Origin of the sequence: Rhodococcus sp. NPDC057529, from assembly GCF_042802055.1 — a bacterium.
GTDB lineage: Bacteria > Actinomycetota > Actinomycetes > Mycobacteriales > Mycobacteriaceae > Rhodococcus_F.
The window spans coordinates 77,749-92,192 of record NZ_JBHVEY010000032.1 but is presented as its reverse complement, the minus strand read 5'-3'; the positions used below and the strand labels follow the sequence as shown (position 1 = coordinate 92,192).

Genomic DNA, 14,444 nt, shown 5'->3' with positions numbered 1-14,444 from the left:
TCACCGGTCAACACAAACTCGCCATCACGCCCGAAATCCGCCACTACAACACCATAGGTAATTACAGCGATAATTTCCGGACCGACACACTAGGGCCGCAGCGACTGCAGGCCGGCCGTCGGCACGTGAATCCACCCCTCCCGCTCGGCGACGACGCGGTCGCCACACTCGGGTAGTGCCGTGCAGCCGAGGGCCGCGGCCCGCGCGATGACAGCGGCAAGCACTGCGTCTAGCGCGTCGTCCGATTCACGGCAGATCGTCTGGAATGCACCGAGTTCCATCCAGTCCGCGGCCGCGAGGAACGCGTCGACCAACTCTCCCAACGTCACCCGGTTCTGCACGCTCTTGTACCCGCGTGACACCAGCCCCCAGGTGTGCAGCGCTGCCGCCGGATACGCCTCCACCACCCGCCCGTCGACGCGGCCGACGTCGACGCCCAGGTCGCCGAGTTCGGCGAGGATGCCGGCGCAGCGCAAGGCGACGTGGGCGATGAGGTCCGCCGACACGCTGAGCGGCGCTATTCCCGTCGCGGCCTGCACCACGAGGTCGGTGCGCCGCTTGGTCAGCGGACGACGCCCCTCGCGGTTGGCGAGACCGACGGTCGCGGGCAGTCGGCCGGCGTGGTGCTCGGACACCATCCGGACGAACGCGTCGGGCCAGCCGAACGGTGCGTCGATACCGGCCCTGTCGCACGCCAGGACAGCCTCGGCGATGGCATCGTTGCCGACTCCCAGCCGGATCGACTCGACGCGGGCCACGCCGTCGGACCAGTCGACGACGGCCAGGGCCGTCTTCCTCGGCTCGGCCGCAAGGTCGACTCCCACCGTGCGCACCGGACCAGGCTACGTCCGACGCGGTGGTGGAGCCTCGTCGCGTTCGTCGTTGTCCACCACCCGGCAGTGCCGGCTCGCTAGGGTCGAAAGAAGAGACCGATTCACCGGAGCAGAGAGTAGTCGCAGATGTCCAGTTTCCCGGGCCTCACCCACGTCGCGATCACCGTGTCCGACCTGGCGGCCAGCACCGCCTGGTACACAGCATTGTTCGGTTCGGCGCCCGTCCTGGACGAGGACGAGGAATCGGGGACGTTCCACCACACGGTGTTCGCCCTCGACGGGGGCATGCTCTTCGGCCTGCACACCCATCCCGACAGCGGCGCACCTACGAGGTTCGACGAACGGCAGGTCGGGCTCGACCACATCGCGTTCGCCTGTTCCCTCGACGCACTGCCCGGGTGGGTGGAGCGGCTCGACGCACTCGGAATCGAGCACGGGGGCATCAAGACGGCGCACTACGGGTCCGGAATTTCGTTCCGCGACCCCGACAACATTGCGCTGGAGTTCTTTGCGCCTCCGGCACCCGTGAGTACTTCCTAACGTCGGGCGGTTAACAAGTACTCACGGGTGGCGGAGCCGCGGGCGGCGTCGTGGAGGGTCAGGGCCAGCGCGAGGGCGCCGTCGACGGCGGCGCGGTCGGCGGCGGGTGCGGCGCTGGCCGCAGCGAACTCGGCCTGATGGTTGACGGCGGGTGCCGAGTCGATGCCGATGTAGGGGTGGATCGCGGGTATCACCTGCGAGACGTTGCCCATGTCGGTGGAGGCCCGGTTCATCAGCGAGTCCGGGCCGGTGCGGAACACGCGGCCGAGGCCCTCCGCGTGCCGGACGTACGACGCGAGCAGCGCTTCGTCGGTGCGGAACTCCGAGTACGGTTCGCTTTCCGGGGCGATGGTGAGTTCGCAGCCGGTGGCGACGGCGCCGGCCTCGAAGCAGCGGGCGACCCGGGGTTCGATGCGGGCCAGCTCGTCCAGGGTCTCGGCGCGCACGTACCAGCGGCCTTCGGTGCGCTGGGGGATGGCGTTGGGCGCTTCTCCCCCGCGCGTCATCATCCCGTGCACGCGCGCGCTCGACGGTAGCTGTTGCCGGAGCAGCCCGATGGCGACCTGGGCGACGGTGAACGCGTCGGCCGCGTTGACGCCGCGCTCGGGGTACGCCGCCGCGTGCGCGGCCTTGCCGTCGTACCGGATGTGGCTGTGGGACACCGCGTACGGCTCGGCACGGGCCACGTCGACGGGTCCGGGGTGGGCCATGACGGCGGCGTGGACGCCCTCGAACGCCCCGCGTCGCAGCATCTCGATCTTGCCGCCCCCGCCCTCCTCGGCGGGGGTGCCGAGCACCGACAGGGTGATGCCGAGGTCGTCGGCGAGCGGCGCGAGGGCCAGCGCCGTCCCCACCGAGATGGCGGAGATGACGTTGTGCCCGCACGCGTGGCCGAGGCCGGGGAGCGCGTCGTATTCCGCGCACACCGCGAGGTGCAGCGGCCCGGTGCCGACGTGCGCGCGGAACGCAGTGGCCAGCCCGACGTACTGCTGCTCCACCGTGAAACCGGCGTCCGAGAGCACGCCGGCGACCCGGACGCACGAGCGTTCCTCCTCCCACGCGACCTCCGGGTGGGTGTGCAGGTCGTGCGACAGCGCCAGGATCCGGTCTTCGGCGCGCCTGGCCCCGTCGCGAATCACTTTGTCGGCGTTCACAGGTCACCCGGAACGCCGTAGGACGGGGCGGCCGTGGGGTCGACGCCCCGCACCCGGTAGTCCCGCTTCTGCGGTTCCCACACCGTCCACAGCCGGCGCAGTTCGCCGACCGGGTCGTCGTGCCAGTCGACGCGCAGATCGGTGACGGCCCACGGGACGTCCTCGACCACCTGCATTCCGGCGGAGTGCACGGGTCCGGCCTCGCCGCCTGCGGTGACCGCGGCGGTGAGACCGTCGAGCAATCGGCCTTCGAACGTCGGGGCCGTGCTCGACACGTAGCCGAACAGCAGCGACCGGATGACGCCTTCGTCGCGGAGCATGTTGCCCGCGACGGCGGCGCCGCTACCCTGCGCGCTGCTGTGGATGCCCAGCGTCTGCGCACCCGAGTGCACCGCGGTGCCGCCGTCCGCATCCACCACGACGATCTGCCGGTACTCCGGGAACTGCTCCTGCGCGAGTGCCGATTTCAGCGCGGCCTCCGCATTCTCGCCCGACGCGAGCGCGTCGAGTCCTCTCGGTCCCAGCTGCGGATTGGTGACGTTCTGGGAGGCGACGACGCCGACACCGGACCGCACGTGCAGGCAGCGCGACGCCACGGCGGGGCTGGAGGAGCAGACGACCATCCCGAACGCGCCCCCGGGGTCACGGGCGACGAGTGAGAACGTCATGAGCTGATCACTGCCGTCGCGTCGATCTCGACGAGCCATTCGGGCCGGGCCAGGGCGTCGACGACGATGCCGGTGGACACCGGGTGCACCCCCTTCAGCCAGCGCCCGACCACCCGGTAGACGGTCTCCCGGTACCGGACGTCGACGAGGTAGATGGTGACCTTGACGACGTCCTCGAGGCGGCTGCCCGATTCCTTCAGCAGCATCGCGATGTTCGCCATCGCCTTCTCGGCCTGGGCCTCGACGTCACCGATTCCGACGGACGCCCTCGTGTCGAGGTCCTGGCCGATCTGCCCGCGCAGGTACACGACGCCGCCGGCGACGACGGCCTGCGCGAGATCGTTGTCGAGGTTCTGTTCCGGGTACGTCTCGCGGGTGTTGAACGGGCGGATGCGGGTGTGGGTGGTCATGCCGCACCTCCGTCGACGTTGTCCGACAGTCCCGCCGCGGCCTTGACGAGGCCGAGCGGCCCGTCGAAGTCGAAGTTGCGGTACACGGCGGCGAGCTGCGCGAACGGCGGCGACTGGGCGAAGAGCTGGAACGTCAGCCGGTGTCCGGCGTAGTCGCTGTTGAGCAGGTCGCGGGCGAACGCGAGGAGTTTGCGACGGTCGTCGGCCACCCAGTTGTCGTTGATGGAGTAGAACTTCTCCAGCCACGGCGCGACGTCCGGGTCGGCGAACGTGGCGGCGTCCGGGGTGATGCAGATCTGGCCGCCGCAGAGTTCGCGGGCGATGTGCATCATCGCGGGCAGTTGGCTGAGCGCCATCACCCTGCCGGTGTAGAGGAGGGACTGGTTGGGCATGAGCAGACCGCCGGGGCTGGGCTCGGCCAGCGAGATCGCGGCGGTGAGGTGGGCGTTGATCGTCTCCCGGTAGCAGGCGAGCTGGGCGAGTTTCTCCTGCACGGCCTGCTGCTTCTCGAGCCCGCTCTGCTGGACGTTCCACAGTGCCGATCCGATCATGAGGTCGGCGAGGTGCAGGGTGCGCTGCACGAACGGGAACGCGCTGTAGCGGTGCAGGGTGGAGCGGATGAATGTCGCGGCCCGGGTGTGCCGGTAGAACAGCACGTCTTCCCAGGGGATCTCGACGTTGTCGAACACGACGAGGGACTCGACCTCGTCGACCCGGTTGGCGAGCGGGTAGTCGGCGGCCGGTGCGCGGCCGGCGAACCCGTTGCGGGAGATGTACTTCAACCCCGGCGCACCCATGTCGAGCACGAATCCGACGGCGTAGTCGGACAGTTCACTGTTGCCCCAGTTCGCGATGGTCGGCTTGGTGAACGCCTGGTTGGAATACGCGGCTGCGGTCTCGTACTTGGCGCCGCGCACGACGATGCCGTTGTCGGTCTCCTTCACGACGTGCAGCAGCATGTCGGGATCCTGGTCCTGCGGGGCCTTGGACCGGTCGCCCTTGGGATCGGTGTTCGCCGACACGTGGAACGGATCCTCCCGGACCGACCGCTCGAGATGGCGGCGGATGTTCTCCGAGAAGCGCGGGTCCACCTCGTTGAGGACGTCCTGCCCGTCGAACAGCGACCACATCTCACCGATGGTCTCGTCGCCGACGCGGGTGACCACGCCTCGGGTGTCGTCGAGCACCAGGTCGACGGCGGCGCGCTTGTCGAGCCAGTCCTGCTGGGTGCGGGGCAACTTGTTGGCGACGGCGTTGCGTTCACCGGAGTCGGGGTCGACGTAGGTCATCGCGTCCTGCGTGGCTTCGTCGTGCGCGAGGTCGTAGATGCGGGCCCGGACGTCGACGATCGGTTTGAACATGGGATGGTCGGCGACGTCCTTGACGCGTTCCCCGTCGACCCAGACCTCACGGCCGTCCCTGATGGACTCCCTGTATTCGTCACCGGTGCGGATCATGTCGTGCTCCTGGTCCTGGACGCGGGGTGCGCGTCCGGGTAGTCGGGAAAGGTGGAAGGTTCGAATTCTGCGGGCTTGCTGTAGGTGCGGGACGCATAGACGAGCGGTTCCCCGGGGTGCGACTCCACGGCGGCGACACGCCCGATGTAGACGCGGTGGGTGCCGGCGTCGACGACCTCGTGGACGGCGCAGTCGAACGACGCGATCGCGTCGTGCACGCGCGGTGAACCGGATGCGGCGACGGTCCAGTGCCCGCAGGTGAAGTCCCACCGCTCCTTGCCGGGCCACGGACGGCCCGCGAACGTGTCGGCGACGTGATCATGCTGGGTGGCAAGCACATTGACGCAGAAGACGCCATTCTCGGAGATCGCGTCGTTGACGGGGCTCCGTCCGTGGAGGCAGACCAGCACCAGCGCGGGGTCGGCCGACACGGAGCACATCGCGCTCACGGTCTGCGCGGCGCGGCCGCCGGGACCGTCGGTCGCGACGACGGTGACCCCGGTCGCGACGGCGCCCATGGCCGTGACGAAGTTCGCGGTCGAGTTGTCCGGCACCGGTGGGGCCACCGATGTTCGGGCCGTCGTTTCGACGGCTGAGTGGGGGTCGGCGATCGGCATGACGGGCTCCTTTCTGTGTGCGGTGAGCGAGGAGTTCGTGCCGTGGAACCAATCTTGAAGTCCACGGCGAAATCTGTACAACACAGATAAGTGGAGCAGTGCATAACGAAAATCGATGCAGCGCGAACGGGTGACCCGCAGCGTTCGGACCAGCGATAATTCCTACATCAGCCGATGCGGACGGGGACAGCCATGACGCCACTGCAGCGCTACATCGCCGAAGAGATCGCGATCGACCACGCCGACGGGCTGCTGACGCGCCGGGAGGCGCTGCGCAGGCTCGGACTCGTCGGCCTCGGTGTGGCGGCGGCGACCTCCCTGCTCGCCGCGTGCTCCAGCGGCAGCGACGAGCAGTCGTCGACGTCGGCGCCTGCGACACCCGGTGGAGCGACACCCCCGCCGCCCGGAACGGCCGACGCCGTGGGCACCGAGGCCGTGACGTTCGCAGGCCCGGACGGACGGGTCCTGCAGGGCGCCTGGGCCGAAGCGGCCACGCCCCGCGGAACGGTGCTCGTGATCCACGAGAACAAGGGTCTCACCGACCACATCCGTTCGGTGGCGGGCCGATTCGCCGGTGCCGGCTACTCGGCGCTCGCCGTCGACCTGCTGTCGGAGGAGGGCGGGACGGCGACGTTCACCGACCAGGCCCAGGCCACCGCCGCACTGGCCACCGTGCCGCCGGAACGCTTCGTCGCCGACATGAAGTCCGGGGTCGACGAACTCGGCCGCCGGGTACCGGACAAGAAGGCGGCGGCTGTCGGGTTCTGCTTCGGCGGTGGGATGGTGTGGCAACTCCTCGCATCCGGCGAACCGCGACTGGCCGCGGCCGTCCCCTTCTACGGTCCCCTACCCGAGGGCGCGGACTTCTCCGGGTCGAAGGCCGCGGTCCTCGCCATCTACGCGGAACAGGACGCGAGGGTGAACGCCTCCCGCGACGCCGCCGCCGCGGCACTCGCGAAGGCGGGGCTGCCGCACGAGATCGTCACCGTTCCGGGCGCCGATCACGCGTTCTTCAACGACACCGGGCCTCGGTACAACGCGACCGCGGCGGCGGAGGCCTACGAAAGAGTCCTCGCCTGGTTCGGCGAATACCTGGGGTGAGGCGGGCGCATCAGCAGCGCCGCCACCAGGAAGCAGACGGCTCCCACGAACGTCCCCAGGTCCGCGACCGTCGCATTCTTCAGCACGCCCGTGCCCGGCACGATGTACGCGCCGACCGCGGACACCCCGAACGCCACCGACCCGATCATGTTCAGCCAGGTGCTGCGCCAGTTGCGGGCGTGCGGATCCCACAGCTTGTCGGTTTCGGTGGTGGCCACCACCGCCAGACCGCTGGCGACCAGGAACGCCGTCGACCCGAAGAGGTCGGGCCGCCACCCCCACACCCGGTCCTGTTCGGCGGTGAGCCCCTGGATCAGAGCGACCGCCGTACTCACGTTGAACAGGAGGGTGCCGACGAACTGGATCAGTGCGGCCCACCAGTCGTAGCGTTCCACCCGGTGCGATTCCGCTCCGGGCACCGGTCGGCCGCTGAGCGACAACTGGATGAATCCGGCGGCGGTGAAGAACAACGATCCGACGAAGTAGGTGATGTTGTCGAGTTGCGGGCCGACCGCGTCGCCGTACACCCGCGTGGCCGCGAGTCCGAACAGGAAGGAGCCGATGACGAATCCCCAGGACTCCCGGCGCAGGCGCAGCACCCGGCGCGGCGCGGACGAGGTGCGGTCCTTCGACATCGTGACGTCCCCCTCACCCGTCGGCCCGGGTTCTCAGACTCTCCGAAGTCCCGGGCCCGGTCAAGGCCGGGCGCGGAAATTCGGCTGCGAGTCCACGCGGGGTGTGCCAGTGTCGAAACATGACGAGCATCGGCGGAATCACGATCAGAACTGCGACCGAGCAGGACTGGCCGAAGATCGTCGTGCTCAACGAGATCTGCTTCGTGACACCGCAGACGGAGGAATTCACCGCCCACTGGAGGCAGCTCGTCAGCGGCGAACCACCGGTGATCGCACTGGACGGGGACGAGGTCGTCGGCGCGACGATGGACATTCCCATGACCGTCACCGTTCCCGGCGGCGGCAGCGTCGCGGCGGCGGGCGTCACCGCGGTCACGGTCGCGCCCACCCATCGTCGGCGCGGCGTTCTCCGCGCGCTGTACACCGAACACCACGCACGGATCCGGGCGTCGGGCGTGCCGCTGTCGATTCTCACCGCCAGCGAGGGCGGCATCTACGGACGGTTCGGGTACGGACCCGCGACGGTCGAGTCGACGGTGAGCATCGACCGCCGGTTCGCCGTCCCGCACCCGAAGGCGCCGGACCCCGGCGGTGTGCGGATGGTCCATCCCGCGGAGGCCCGGCCTGCATTCACGGACGTCTACCACCGCTGGCAGCAGGTGACGCCCGGTGCGCAGGTGCGGCCGGAGATCGTGTGGAACCGGATCTTCGCCGACCGCGAGAGCGAGCGCGGTGGCGGCACAGCCTTGTTCGGGCTGGTCCACGACGACGGCTACGTGCTGTACCGCCGCGCCTCCGGCGACAACGGATCGTTCGCCCGGGTGGAGGAGATCCGCACGGTCACCGGCGACGCGCACGCCGCTCTGTGGCGGGCGATGCTCGGCCTCGACCTCGTGCGCCGCATCGAAGCGAACCTCACCCCCGAGGATCCGCTGCCCTATCTGCTCACCGACGGCCGGCTCGTGCGCACCTCCTCGCGTCACGACGAGTTGTGGGTGCGGATCATGGACGTCCCCGCCGCGCTGGAGGCCCGCACGTTCCGCGGCGACCTCGACGTGGTGGTGCAGGTCGACGACGGGTTCCTGGACGCCGGCGGCACATTCGCCCTCACCGTCCGGGACGGCAAGGCCGTGTGCACACGGACCGACGCCGCACCGCACATGGTCCTCGACCTCGACGTGCTCGGCAGCCTGTACCTCGGGGCACACCGGGCGCGGACGCTCGCGGCCGCGAACCGGCTGTGGGCCGCCGATGCCGACGTCCTCGACCGGTTCGAGCACGCGTTCGGCTCCGACCGCGACGCCCAGATGGGCTGGGGGTTCTAGCCCGCGGTCCGTGCCTGTTTCGCGAACACGGCCCGCGCCCGCTCGGCGACGGCCCGGGCCCTCGCCGTGCTCCGGACCCCTTTGAGCCGGGCGAGGACGACGGGGAGTCCGGGAACGTCGTCGGCGATCGGCAGTGTCGCGACCCTCCCGCCGTCGTACGTCCGGCCCTCGGCGGGCCGCTGGTTCAGGATCGAGAAGCCGTGGCCGCGGGCGACGAGCCCCCGCACCGTTTCGTAGCTCGCCGACCGGTAGCGGACCATCGGGGTGACCCCCGACCCCGACAGCATGGCGAGGAAGTAGTCGCGGCTGCTCGGCAGGTCCAGCAGCACCATCGGTTCGCCCTCGAGGTCGGCGAGCGCGATCGCGTCGTGGCCGGCCAGCCGGTGGTCCGGCGGCAGGACGACGTGCGGCCTCGCGACGCCCAGCGTCTCCGTCTCCATGTCTTCGCCCAGCGCGAGGTCGTAGGTGAGGGCCAGTTCCGCGGTGCCGTTCCGCAACGCCGCCCGCACCGCCTCCGCCTGCGTCTCGACGACCTCCACCTCCAGGTCGGGATGCTGATCGCGCAGGTCCGAGATGAGCGTCGGGAGGATGAACGGGGTGAGCGTGACGAAGCAGGCCAGGCGCACCGTTCCCCGGACGGTGTCCTCGTGGCCGCGCGCCGCGTCGAGGACCTCCCCGAGATGGGCGAGGACGCTGCGGGTGTCGCGGAGCATCTCCTCCCCCGCCGCCGTGAGAACGAGCCCGCGGGACCGTTGCCGGATGAACAGCTGGGTGCCGATCTGGTGCTCGAGTTGGGAGATCGCCGACGAGACCGCCGACTGCGCGACCATCAGTTCGTCGGCGGCCTTCGTCATGCTGGAGAAGTTCGCGGCCTCGACGAAATACCTGAGCTGGGTGAACGTCACGTCGGGTCGTCGTTGCATGCGCGCTCCTCGGGATCTGAGGCCACCAGGATCGCAGGTCTCCGACCGGGGAGCCACCACGGCACCCGGGGTGGCCGCGACGCCGTCAGCGGACGTCAGCCTTCACGAGGCCGGGGTCCGGCTCCGATCCGGGGCCGTCCTCCCGCGCGGTGCGCGGGCCGCTCGCGGACCGCACCGACGCGCCCCGCACGTAGCCGACCGCCCCGAGGAGCGCCAGCACGGCCAGCGTCCCGAGGGTGAACAGTTCGAACGTCCCCTGGCTCACGCCCCAGATCTCCGTGAAGTCGTAGTCCAGGCCGAACACCGATTCCAGCGTGCCGGGGAACACCGCCACCCAGGAACCGAGCAGCACCCAGGCGAAGCAGAGGCCGCCGAGGATGCGGAAGCCGACGTTCCCGGTGGGCACCCGGAAGGGCCGCGCGACGTCCGGGAACCGGGTGCGCAGCCGGACCGCGGACGGGATGACGATCAGGTAGCTGAGCAGGAACGTCGAGATCGAAATCGTCAGCACCACCGCGAAGATGGAACCGCCGGACCCGGTGATCTGCATCGCCGCGATCATGAAGACGGTGGCGACGACTCCGGACAGGAAGTTGACGCGCACCGGCGTTCCGAGGCGGGGATGGAATCGGCCGAAGAACCCGCCGAAGAAGGCGCCGTCGGCCGCGGCCATCGCCTGCATGCGGTCGCTGATGATCATCCACGCCGCCCCTTGGGTCATCAGGATCACGGCGAAGATCACCCCGGTGACGGTCAGCATGGCGGGCGCGGCGGGTCCGTACACGCTGTACACGGTCGCGACCGCCTCGAGGAGGCCGCCGACACCGGTGATGTCGTCCGCGGGCACGACGAGGAGGATCGCGAAGATCGGCAGCAGGTAGGACGCGGCGGCGATGCCGCAGGCGCGGGCGATCGAGATCGGGACGTCTCGGGCGGGGTTCTTCATCTCCCCGGCGGCGCTGTTCCCGGATTCGAAACCGAGGTAGGAGAACAGCAGCAGCGGTGTCACCCCGAGGAGCCCGGTGAGGGTGGGGCGGAAGTCGCCGGCGGAGATGCCGGCGAAACCGTTCTTCGCGGCATAGATCCCGGTGGTGACGAGGAAGAACAACAGGAAGACGATCTTCAGGAACGCGCCGACCGTCGGAATCCATTTGCCCCGTGCGAGACTCACCACGGCAGCGAGCACCGTCAGCCAGATGAAGACGAGCTTGAACAGGTAGTCCGTCACCGACCCCTCCTCGAACGCTGTGACGTAGTGGTTCCACGTCTCGGCGGCGATGAACGCCATCGACCCTCCGACCCACACCGGCTGCGTCACCCACGTCAGCAGCGACGCGAGGGCCGCGAGCGGCCGGCCGAACGCTCGCCGGACCCACACGTAGACGCCGCCCTCACCGGTGAACGTGCTGCCGATCTCGGCGAAGATCAGGCCGTACGGCAGCAGGAAGAACACCGCGAGAACCAGTGCCCAGGTGAAGGTCTCCGCGCCGAACGTGGAGACCTGACCGAGAACCTCGACCGACACCACCGCCGCGACGATGAGGAAGACGATGTCGAAACGGCCGAGGGACTTCTTCAGGTGTCGTGTCTGTTCGTCCGCCAGGGCGGTCGGGGTGTTGTCGCTCATCGATGTACCTCGTTGCTGGAGTCGATAGGAAAGTGCTTGCGCGTTACCGTGTTTCGGCCGGAACGGTGTCGGCCTTCGGCGGCAACGGTGCAGTGATGCCGGTCACTACTCTCGTCCGCACCCGGCAAATCTGTACAACACAAAGATCCGAGGTAGTGCATCAGTTCTGCAGATGCCAAGACTCCGGTGAATCCCTGCGACTAGTCCGCGGCGAACTCGGCGATCGAGCACGACAGCACGGTCTCGAGGTAGCGGAGGACGCTGTTCCGCGCGGTCCACGGCTCGACGCGCCGGTTCCGCGCGATGATGTGCAGGCCGTAGGCATCCTCGAGGCTCACCGCGGTGCGGGCGATCTCCTCAGTGGGCATCGACGGCGTGAACACACCCTGGGACCGGCCGATCTCGAGCACCGTGCTGTACAGCGACACCTCCAGGTCGAACAGCGTCGACAGCAGCGCGGAGTGCGTCGCGTTGCGGCTCGCGTGGAGATGCAGTTCGTAGAGGACCGTGCACAACGGATCGTCGGCGGCATCGGGGATACCCAGCCGCACCGTGGTGCGCAGCCGCTCGACCGGATCGGCGAGATCCTGCACCGCGTCGTGCCTGCGCCGGTAGAACCGGTCGACCGCGTGCTCGTGCACCTCGACGAGCAGGTCCTCGAGTGACGGGTAGTAGTAGCTGACCAGACCCGCCGACAGTCCCGCCTCCTCCGCGACGTCCTTGATGCGCAGCCCGGTCATGCCCCGCTTGGTGATCGCGGTGGTGGCCGCCGAGACCATCTCACTGCGCCGGACTCCCTGCCTCTTCGGACGTGCCATGACCACCATTATTGATGAACTTCATCAATAAACAAGTCACGATCGGGGCTGTATTTCTCCCACCGAGCCTGGACTTTCACAACCCCATCGGCAATTATTTGAGACAGATCGCAAAGAATCGCCGTCTCGGCGACAGTGGAACGGCCGGCCAGCCGAGCGCGCAGGCCACCACAGCGAGCCCACTCCCCGTCTCCAGTCAGGAATTCACCGTGCGTGATCCGCGATACGACATCCTGTTCGAACCGGTTCAGATCGGACCGGTCACCGCCCGCAACCGGTTCTTCCAGGTCCCCCACTGCAACGGCATGGGTTACCGCGACCCCTCCGGCGAGGCCTACATGCGGCGGGTCAAGGCCGAGGGCGGCTGGGCGGTCGTCTGCACCGAGCAGGTCGAGATCCACCCCACCTCGGACATCGGCCCGTTCATCGAACTGCGCCTGTGGGACGACCAGGACCTGCCCGCCCTCACCAGGATCTCCGAGAAGATCCACGAAGGCGGTTCTCTCGCCGGCATCGAACTCGCCCACAACGGCCTCAACAGCCCCAACCTGATCAGCCGCGAGACCCCGCTCGGCCCGCAGAATCTGCCCGTCGTCTCCTGGAACTACGACCCCGTCCAGGCCAGGGCGATGACCAAGTCGGACATCGCCGACCTGCGGCACTGGCACAAGGAGGCGGTGCGCCGGTCGTTGAAGGCCGAATACGACATCGTCTACGTGTACGCCGGGCACGCGATCGGCGGCCTGCACCACTTCCTGTCCCGTCGCTACAACAACCGGACCGACGAGTACGGCGGCAGCCTCACCAACCGCGTGCGCCTGCTCCGCGAGATCCTCGAGGATTCCCGCGAGGTCGCCGACGGCACGGCCGCGGTCGCGTGCCGCATCTCCGTCGACGAACTCCTCGGCGACGAGGGCATCACGCGCAGCGAGATCGAGGACGTGATCGGCCTGCTCGGCGAGACCCCGGACCTGTGGGACTTCGTGCTCGGCAGCTGGGAGGACGACTCCGTCACCTCACGGTTCGGACCCGAGGCGGAGCAGGAACCGTATGTTCGGGGACTGAAGCAACTCACCACCAAACCCGTCGTCGGTGTCGGCCGCTTCACCTCGCCCGACACGATGCTGCACCAGGTCAAGAGCGGCATCCTCGACTTCATCGGGGCGGCTCGCCCGTCGATCGCCGACCCGTTCCTTCCCCGCAAGATCGAGGAGGGGAACCTCGAGGACATCCGGGAGTGCATCGGCTGCAACATCTGCGTGTCCGGTGACTTCACGATGTCTCCGATCCGCTGCACCCAGAATCCGACGATGGGCGAGGAGTTTCGTCGCGGCTGGCACCCGGAGCGGATCAAGGTCCGGTCGAGCGAGTCGAACGTGCTCGTGGTCGGGGCGGGTCCCGCCGGCCTCGAGGCCGCACGTGCCCTCGGGCAACGCGGTTACGCCGTGAGCCTCGCCGAGGCCGGCAGGCAACTCGGTGGCCGGGTGACCCGGGAGTCGAAGTTGCCCGGACTGTCCGCCTGGATCCGGGTGGTGGACTACCGGCAGCAGCAACTCCGCAAGCTGTCCAACGTGGACGTGTTCATGGAGAGCGAGATGACCGCCGACGACGTCATCGACAACGACTTCCACCACGTGGTCGTCGCCACCGGTTCGAGTTGGCGCCGCGACGGCGTCGGCCGGTGGCACACCCACGCCGTTCCCGTCGACGACCACGCCGACGTCCTCACACCGGACGACGTGATGGCGGGGCTGCGACCCGCGGGCAACAAGGTGGTGCTCTTCGACGACGACCACTACTACCTCGGGGCGGTCGTCGCCGAACTCCTGGCGAAGGAGGGATTCGACGTCACCCTGGTCACTCCGGCCGCGCACGTGTCGCAGTGGACGACGAACACCATGGAAGTGCTCCGGATCCGCAAGCGAATCATCAAGGCCGGGGTCCACGTTCAGGTGAACCGCGCCGTCACCGCGATCACCCCCGAAGGTGTCCGCACGGTGTGCGCGTTCACCGGCGACGAACAGTTCTTCGACGCGGACGGCGTCGTCCTCGTCACCGCCCGGCTCCCGCACGACGGACTGTTCCACGACCTGCAGTCGCGCGAATCCGAGTGGGCCGCCGCCGACCTGCGCAGCGTCCGCGGCATCGGCGACGCCTGGGCGCCGTCCACCATCGCAGCGGCCGTCTGGTCCGGGCACCGGCACGCCGAGGAACTCGACGAACCGCCCGCGCCGGGCCCCGTCGCCTTCCGCCGGGAAGTCACCGGCCTGTCGATCGAACCCGTCAGCACACTGACGATCCCCCCGTTCGCCAACGCACAGAATTGAGGAACACCG

14 protein-coding genes are annotated in these 14,444 nt (G+C 68.9%); 4 read left to right on the top strand and 10 right to left on the bottom strand.

Annotated features, from left to right (window positions below; all coding sequences use genetic code 11):
- Window positions 1-89: 89 nt before the first annotated feature.
- Window positions 90-833 (bottom strand): DUF429 domain-containing protein, encoded by a 744-nt coding sequence (locus ACFU5V_RS38860; RefSeq protein WP_378706220.1) that lies wholly within the window; start codon window positions 831-833, stop codon window positions 90-92.
- 126 nt (window positions 834-959) lie between these two features.
- Here ACFU5V_RS38860 and ACFU5V_RS38855 point away from each other — a divergent pair, with 126 nt between their 5' ends.
- Window positions 960-1,373 carry a VOC family protein gene (locus ACFU5V_RS38855; protein ID WP_378441994.1) on the top strand — a complete coding sequence of 138 codons (414 nt, stop codon included), beginning with the start codon at window positions 960-962 and terminating at the stop codon, window positions 1,371-1,373.
- Here ACFU5V_RS38855 and ACFU5V_RS38850 read toward each other — a convergent pair.
- Genes ACFU5V_RS38850 through ACFU5V_RS38830 form a run of 5 tightly spaced genes read right to left on the bottom strand, consistent with a single transcriptional unit; the run spans window position 1,370 to window position 5,679 of the window.
- Window positions 1,370-2,527, bottom strand: coding sequence for a M20 family metallopeptidase (locus ACFU5V_RS38850; protein WP_378706218.1), 1,158 nt, complete (start codon window positions 2,525-2,527; stop codon window positions 1,370-1,372). The genes ACFU5V_RS38855 and ACFU5V_RS38850 overlap by 4 nt on opposite strands.
- Window positions 2,524-3,195, bottom strand: coding sequence for a DUF1028 domain-containing protein (locus ACFU5V_RS38845; RefSeq protein WP_378706215.1), 672 nt, complete (start codon window positions 3,193-3,195; stop codon window positions 2,524-2,526). The genes ACFU5V_RS38850 and ACFU5V_RS38845 overlap by 4 nt, the downstream gene beginning before the upstream one ends.
- Window positions 3,192-3,605 carry a RidA family protein gene (locus ACFU5V_RS38840; RefSeq protein ID WP_378706213.1) on the bottom strand — a complete coding sequence of 138 codons (414 nt, stop codon included), beginning with the start codon at window positions 3,603-3,605 and terminating at the stop codon, window positions 3,192-3,194. The genes ACFU5V_RS38845 and ACFU5V_RS38840 overlap by 4 nt, the downstream gene beginning before the upstream one ends.
- Window positions 3,602-5,062 (bottom strand): 4-hydroxyphenylacetate 3-hydroxylase family protein, encoded by a 1,461-nt coding sequence (locus ACFU5V_RS38835; RefSeq protein ID WP_378706211.1) that lies wholly within the window; start codon window positions 5,060-5,062, stop codon window positions 3,602-3,604. The genes ACFU5V_RS38840 and ACFU5V_RS38835 overlap by 4 nt, the downstream gene beginning before the upstream one ends.
- Window positions 5,059-5,679 (bottom strand): flavin reductase family protein, encoded by a 621-nt coding sequence (locus ACFU5V_RS38830; RefSeq protein WP_378706209.1) that lies wholly within the window; start codon window positions 5,677-5,679, stop codon window positions 5,059-5,061. The genes ACFU5V_RS38835 and ACFU5V_RS38830 overlap by 4 nt, the downstream gene beginning before the upstream one ends.
- A gap of 192 nt (window positions 5,680-5,871) precedes the next feature.
- On the opposite strand from ACFU5V_RS38830, the gene ACFU5V_RS38825 reads away from it, so the two are divergent.
- Window positions 5,872-6,780, top strand: a complete 909-nt coding sequence (locus ACFU5V_RS38825) for a dienelactone hydrolase family protein (RefSeq protein ID WP_378435701.1) — start codon at window positions 5,872-5,874, stop codon at window positions 6,778-6,780.
- Here ACFU5V_RS38825 and ACFU5V_RS38820 read toward each other — a convergent pair.
- Entirely contained in the window at window positions 6,738-7,415 is a 678-nt protein-coding gene (locus ACFU5V_RS38820; RefSeq protein ID WP_378435703.1) for a hypothetical protein, read from the bottom strand. The two genes, ACFU5V_RS38825 and ACFU5V_RS38820, sit on opposite strands and share 43 nt — an antisense overlap.
- Before the next feature lie 119 nt (window positions 7,416-7,534).
- Between ACFU5V_RS38820 and ACFU5V_RS38815 the strand changes: the two genes are divergently transcribed.
- Window positions 7,535-8,740 (top strand): enhanced intracellular survival protein Eis, encoded by a 1,206-nt coding sequence (locus ACFU5V_RS38815; RefSeq protein ID WP_378706207.1) that lies wholly within the window; start codon window positions 7,535-7,537, stop codon window positions 8,738-8,740.
- Here ACFU5V_RS38815 and ACFU5V_RS38810 read toward each other — a convergent pair.
- The 3 genes from ACFU5V_RS38810 to ACFU5V_RS38800 form a co-directional block, all read right to left on the bottom strand.
- Entirely contained in the window at window positions 8,737-9,663 is a 927-nt protein-coding gene (locus tag ACFU5V_RS38810) for a LysR family transcriptional regulator (protein ID WP_378435707.1), read from the bottom strand. The two genes, ACFU5V_RS38815 and ACFU5V_RS38810, sit on opposite strands and share 4 nt — an antisense overlap.
- 85 nt (window positions 9,664-9,748) lie before the next feature.
- Entirely contained in the window at window positions 9,749-11,290 is a 1,542-nt protein-coding gene (locus ACFU5V_RS38805; protein WP_378706205.1) for an APC family permease, read from the bottom strand.
- A gap of 200 nt (window positions 11,291-11,490) precedes the next feature.
- Window positions 11,491-12,108 (bottom strand): TetR/AcrR family transcriptional regulator, encoded by a 618-nt coding sequence (locus ACFU5V_RS38800; protein ID WP_378706203.1) that lies wholly within the window; start codon window positions 12,106-12,108, stop codon window positions 11,491-11,493.
- Between the two features lie 209 nt (window positions 12,109-12,317).
- Between ACFU5V_RS38800 and ACFU5V_RS38795 the strand changes: the two genes are divergently transcribed.
- Window positions 12,318-14,435: an FAD-dependent oxidoreductase gene (locus ACFU5V_RS38795; protein WP_378706201.1), complete on the top strand. Its 2,118-nt coding sequence runs from the start codon at window positions 12,318-12,320 to the stop codon at window positions 14,433-14,435.
- Window positions 14,436-14,444 lie beyond the last annotated feature (9 nt).